Origin of the sequence: Streptomyces roseolilacinus (assembly GCF_014649335.1) — a bacterium.
GTDB lineage: Bacteria > Actinomycetota > Actinomycetes > Streptomycetales > Streptomycetaceae > Streptomyces > Streptomyces roseolilacinus.
In genome coordinates this window covers 1-6,229 of the sequence record NZ_BMSV01000027.1, presented here as the reverse complement: position 1 = coordinate 6,229, position 6,229 = coordinate 1, and the positions used below count along the sequence as shown (strand labels likewise).

Sequence of the window (6,229 nt, the reverse complement as noted above, 5' to 3'; positions counted from 1 at the left end):
CCACCAGCAGGTCCAGGAACTCGTCGGGCGAGCGGGTCACCTCGCTCGGCACGACGACGAGCGTCCCGCCGTGCAGCAGGGCGCCCCACATCTCGAAGACGGAGACGTCGAAGGCGTACGAGTGGAACAACGACCAGACGTCCGTCTCGTCGAAGGCGTAGTGCTCCTGGGCGGTGGCCATCAGCCGCACCACGTTGGCGTGGGTGAGCGTCACGCCCTTCGGGCGGCCGGTGGAGCCGGACGTGTAGATCACGTAGATGGCGCTGTCCGGACCCGACAGGGACTCCGGAGGGGTCGCCTCGTACGCGTCGAGCACCGCACCGTCCCGGTCCAGGACCACCGACTCGCCGGGGTGGAACGACTCCACCAGCGGCAGCAGCCCGGAGTGGGTGACCACGACCCGCGCGTCCGCGTCGGCGCGCACGTACGCCAGCCGGTCGGCCGGGTTCACCGGGTCCAGCGGCAGGTAGCCGGCGCCGGACTTCAGGACGCCGAGCAGGGTGGGGACCAGGTCGGCGCCCCGCTCCAGGCAGACGCCCACCAGCGACTCCGGACCCACCCCCAGACCCCGCAGGTGCCGCGCCAACCGGTTCGCCCGCGCGTCCACCTCCGCATACGTGAGCACCTCCCCACCGGCCACCACCGCCACCGCCCCCGGCGCACGCGCCACCCGCTCCTCGAACAACCCGTGCACCGTCCGCGTGACGGGCGTGACGGGCGTGACGGGCGCAGCGGGCCGGCCCGCGGCGAGCAGCAGGTCCCGCTCCCCCTCGGGCAGGTACACGGCCCGCGCGTCGCCGTCGGGGTCGGCGGCCATCGCCTCCAGGACGGCGCGGAACATCCCCGCGATCCGGTCGGCGTTGTCCTGGCTGAGCACGTGGCTCGTGGAGCGCAGGCTCAGGACGCCCTGGAGGGCCGTGACGGTGAGGGCGAACTCGTTGGGGGCGTCGTTGAACCCCCAGCCGTCCTCCGCCTCCTCGGCGTCCATCCGGTGGAAGTCGAGGTAGCCGAAGAAGACGTCCACCAGGCGCCCGCTGCCGGGGTGGGTGATCGCCGGCATCGGGAAGTGCCGGTGCGGCCACGCCTCGATCTCCCGGTCGGAGACCTGCCGCACGAGCTCCCGCCAGGTGCGGGCGGTCCGGTCGGCGGGGAAGGGCAGCGTGTTGAGGTAGGTGCCGTAGACCCGGTCGGCGCCCGCCTCCTCCAGCCGGCTGTGGGTGACCAGGCCCGTGTGGTAGGCGGGTTCGTCGGTGAGCTGCCCGACGACCTTCAGGAACGCGGCGACCAGCACGCTCTTGACGGGCACCCGCGCGGTGCCGGCCAGGGCGCGCAGCCGGTCCTCCAGGTCGCCGAAGCGGACCCCGGCGCGGATCTCCTCGGCGGGTGCGGTCAGGTCGCCGTGCCAGCCGGCGGGTATGCCGGCCTTGGCGTGGCGGTCGACGACCCCCTGCCAGTAGGCGCGGTCCTCCGCCGAGTCGAGGGCGGCGAGTTCGGCGGCGACGGAGTCCGCGAAGCGCACGGCGGGCGCCTCGTACGGCTCCGGTTCCGATCCGTCGCGCAGCCGCCGGTAGACGCGGACGAGGTCCACCAGGAACAGCTGGTTGCTCCAGCCGTCCATGACGGCGTGCGACTGGGTGAAGGTGCACAGCCAGCCGGTGCCGAGCAGGTGCGCGGTGACGCGCAGCAGCGGCTCCCCGGCGGCCAGGTCGAAGACGCGCGCCCGCTCCTCGGCGACGTGGTCGCGCACGGCCTGGCGCTGCCGCTCCTCCGGCAGGCCGGCCAGGTCCCGTACGGAGACGGGCACGTCGGCGTGGGCGTGCACGAGCTGCATCGGCACCGAGTAGCCGGTGAGGGCCACGGTGGTGCGCAGCGCCTCGTGGCGGTCGACGACGGTCCTGACGGCCCGCGCGAAGGCGTCCGCGTCGAAGGGGCGGTCGTCGTGGACGCGGTACGCGTTGACGTTGTGGTAGTTGTTGCGCGTGTTGTCGGCGAGCGTCTCGACGAGCATGCCGGTCTGGACGAGGGACAGCGGGTAGGCGTCGACGACCCCGTCGGGGAGGGCCGCCCGGTCCTCCGCGCCGATCAGGGCGAACGGCGGTGTGCCGGCCCGCTCCCCGGCGGTCAGGGAGGCCCGGCCCGACAGCAGTTCGCACAGTCCGGCGACGGTGCGGTGCGCGAAGACGTCCTTGACGGCCACGTCGAGGCGTTCGGCGCGCAGGGCGCCGACGAGGGCCACGGCGCGGATGGAGTCGCCGCCCAGGTCGAAGAAGTCGTCGTGGACGCCGACGTCCGCCTGGCCGAGGACCTGGGTCCACACGGCCGCCACGCGTTCCTCCAGCGGGGTGCGCGGGGCGGTGTGCGCGGTGCGGGCGAAGGCGTCCTGGTCGGGGGCGGGCAGGGCGCGCCGGTCCAGCTTGCCGTTGGCGTTGAGCGGCAGGGCGTCGAGGGTGACGTACGCGGACGGCACCATGTAGTCGGGCAGGGTGCGGGCGAGCAGCGCGTGCAGGTCGGCGGGGTCGGGTGCGGCCTCCCCGGCCGGGACGAGGTAGGCGACGAGCCGCTTCTCGCCCGGGGTGTCCTCGCGGAGCACGGCGCGGGCGTCGGCCACGCGGGGGTGGGCGGTGAGCGCCGCCTCGATCTCGCCGAGCTCGACGCGGTAGCCGCGGATCTTGACCTGTCCGTCGCCGCGGCCGAGGAAGTCGACGTTCCCGTCGGGCAGGACCCGGACGGTGTCGCCCGTGCGGTACAGGCGCGCCCCGGCGGGGCCGTACGGGTCGGGGACGAACCGCTCCGCCGTCAGCTCGGGCCGGTTGAGGTAGCCGCGGGCCACGCCGGCGCCGCCGACGTACAGCTCGCCCGCGACGCCGGTGGGCACCGGCTGGAGCCGGTCGTCGAGGACGTACATGGTGACGCCGGGCAGGGGCCCGCCGATGGGCATCACGTCGGGCAGGCGGTCGGCCTCGTGCGGGCCGGGGACGGGCCAGGTGCAGGTGCCGACGGAGGTCTCCGTCGGGCCGTACTCGTTGACCAGCCGCGTGTCGGGGGCCAGCTCCCGCCAGGCGCGGACCGTCCGGTGGCGGAACGCCTCGCCGGCGACGACGAGCAGCGGCGCGAGCCGGCGCGCCTGCTCGGCGGTGAGCTGGTGGGCGAGGACCTCCAGGTGGGCGGGGGTGAGTTTCACGAAGGCGTACGGGGCGTGCGCGTCGAGCGCCTCGCCGAGGTCGCCGAGGTCGACGTCCTGCGGCACGACGTGGACGGCCTGCCCGGCGAGCAGCGGCGCCCACAGGTCGGGCACCACCAGGTCGAAGGCGACGGAGGAGAACAGGGGGGCGCCGCCGCCCGCGCCGGTCAGCTCCTCCACGGCCCAGCGGACGTGGTTGGCCAGCCCCCCGTGCGGCACCAGGACGCCCTTGGGCCGGCCGGTGGAGCCGGAGGTGTAGATGACGTACGCGAGCCGGTCGAGGTCGCGGGGGCGGTCCGGGGCGTGGGTCCCTTGCCCGCCGGCGTCCCCGCCGGTGCCGCCGTCGAGGAGGAGGACGCGGCCGGTGAAGTCGCCGCCCGCCAGGTCCCGGTGGGCGCTCTGGGTGAGCAGCACGTCGGCGCGGGCGTCGGTGAGCATGTGGGTGACGCGGTCGGCCGGGAAGACCGGGTCCATCGGCACGTACGCCCCGCCCGCCTTCCACACGGCGAGGAGGGCGACGACCAGGTCCGCGCCCCGGTCGAGGAGGACGCCGACGACGGACTCGGAGACGACGCCCAGGGCGCGCAGCCGGTGGGCGAGGCGGTTGGCGCGGGCGTCGAGCTCCGCGTAGGTGAGGCGCTCGTCGCCGGAGACGACGGCGAGGGCGCCGGGGGTGCGGGCGGCCTGCTCCTCGAAGAGGTCGGGGACGGACCGGGTGACCGGCTCGGCCGGGTGGACCGCCCAGGCGCCGGTCAGGCGTGCCCGCTCCTCGTCGGGGAGCAGCGGTGTCCGGGCGTCGCCCTCGGGGTCGGCGGCCATCGCCTCCAGCGCGGCGCGGAACATCGCGCCGATGCGTTCGGTGTTCTCCCGGGTCAGCGCCGAGGAGTCGGCCGTCAGGAAGACGTGCTTGACGCGGGAGGAGATGGTGAGCGGGAACTCGGTGGGGCTGTCGTCGATGCCGACCCGGTCGTCGACGAGGGACGCGTCGACCTGGCGGAAGTCCTGGTAGTTGAAGAACACGTCGATGAGGTGCTGGGTGCCGCCGATCTCGCGCTGCACGGCGGGCAGCGGGTGCCGGCGGTGCTCCCACGTCTCGACCTCGCGTGCGAAGGTGGCGCGGACGAGGTCCAGCCAGGTCGCCGGCATCCGGTCGAACGCCAGCGGCAGGGTGTTGAGGTACATGCCGTAGACGCGGTCGGCGCCGGTGACCTCGGGGCGCACATCGAAGACGAGGCCGGCGTGGAACGCGGGGGCGTCGGTGAGCCGGCTCATGACCTTGCCGAACGAGGCGAGCATCACGCTCTTCAGCGACGCCCCGGCCTTGGTGGCGAGCGCCCTCAGCGCGGGCTCCAGGTCGCCCCACGGGACCTGGACGTGGTGTTTGACGCGCGGGGCGCCGCTGTCGTCGCCCCAGCCCGCGGGCAGGGTGAACTTCTCGTAGTCGCCGGTGATCCGGCGCCAGAAGGCGCGGTCCTCCTCCGAGGCGAGGGAGGCGAGTTCACCGGCGACGGAGTCGGCGAAGCGCACGGCGGGCCGCTCGTACGGCTCGGGTTCCAGGCCGTCGCGGAGGCGGTGGTAGCAGCCCAGCAGCTCCATGAGCAGCGAGTGGTAGCTCCAGCCCTCCATGATCGGGTGGCATTCGGTGACGGAGATCCACCAGGTGGTGCCGCCGGTCAGGTGGGCGTGGAACCGCATCAGGGTGGGCGTGGCCAGGTCGAACCGGTCGGCCCGTTCGGCGCGGACGAACGCGGCCAGGGACGCCTGCACCTCGTCGTCGTCGAGGCCGCCGAGGTCGCGTACGCCGGTCACCGCCTCGGCGTGCTCGTGGACGAGTTGGAGGGGGACGGAGAAGTCGGTGAGGTGGACGGAGGTGCGGAGCATGTCGTGGCGGGCCACGACCTCGGCGACGGCGCGCCGGAACGCGGCGGCGTCGAAGGGCCGGTCGTCGAGGATCCGGAAGCAGCTGCAGTTGTGGTAGTGGTTCTTCTCCTCGTCGGCCAGCATCTCGATGACCATGCCGGTCTGGATCTGCGACAGCGGGTAGGCGTCGGTGATCCCGTCGGGGAGGGCCGCCCGGTCCTCGGCGGAGATCAGCTCGAACGGCTCGACCAGCCGCAGCCGTTCGGCGTCCAGGGCGGGGCGGCCGGTCAGCAGCTCGCACAGCTCGGCCACGGTACGGCGGTCGAAGACGTCCCGCACCGACAGGTCGAAGCCCTCGGTGCGCAGGGCGCCGACGAGGGCGACGGCGCTGATGGAGTCGCCGCCCAGGTCGAAGAAGTTGTCGTGGACGCCGACCCGCTCGACGTCCAGGGCGGTGGCCCAGACGGCGGCGATCCGTTCCTCGACGGGGGTGCGGGGGGCGGTGTACGCGGCGCGGGCGAAGGCGTCGTCGCCGGGCGCGGGCAGGGCGCGCCGGTCCAGTTTGCCGTTGGGCGTGAGCGGCAGCGCGTCCAGCGCGACGAACGCCGCCGGGACCATGTAGTCGGGGAGGTCGCGGCCGAGGAGTTCGCGCAGCGCGGCCGGGTCGGGCGGGGTGTCGCCGGCGGGGACGACGTAGCCGACGAGCCGTTTGTCGCCGGGGGTGTCCTCGCGGGCGAGGACGACCGCCTCCCGCACGTCCGGGTGGGTGGCCAGGGTCGTCTCGATCTCGCCGAGTTCGATGCGGTAGCCGCGGATCTTCACCTGGTCGTCGATGCGGCCCAGGAAGTCCAGGCTGCCGTCGGGGCGGCGCCGCGCCAGGTCGCCGGACTTGTAGAGGCGGGATCCGGGCGGGCCGAACGGGTCGGGCACGAACCGCTCCGCCGTCAGCTCCGGCCGGTTCAGGTAGCCGCGCGCGACACCGGGACCACCGACGTGGATCTCCCCGGGAACACCCACGGGGACGGGGTGGCCGTACGGGTCGAGGAGGTACACGGCGAGGTCGGCGAGGGGCACGCCGACCGGGTTGCCCGCCGCACGCTCCAGGTCGGAGGCGACGACCCGGTAGAACGTCGTGTGCACGGTCGTCTCGGTGATGCCGTACATGTTGACCAGCACCGGGGCGTCCAG

At 74.2% G+C, this 6,229-nt stretch carries 1 protein-coding gene; it reads right to left on the bottom strand.

The annotated features are described in order from the left end of the window. Nucleotides 1-6,229: non-ribosomal peptide synthetase (locus IE106_RS29880; RefSeq protein ID WP_189538370.1), on the bottom strand; the 6,229-nt coding region annotated here is incomplete at both ends.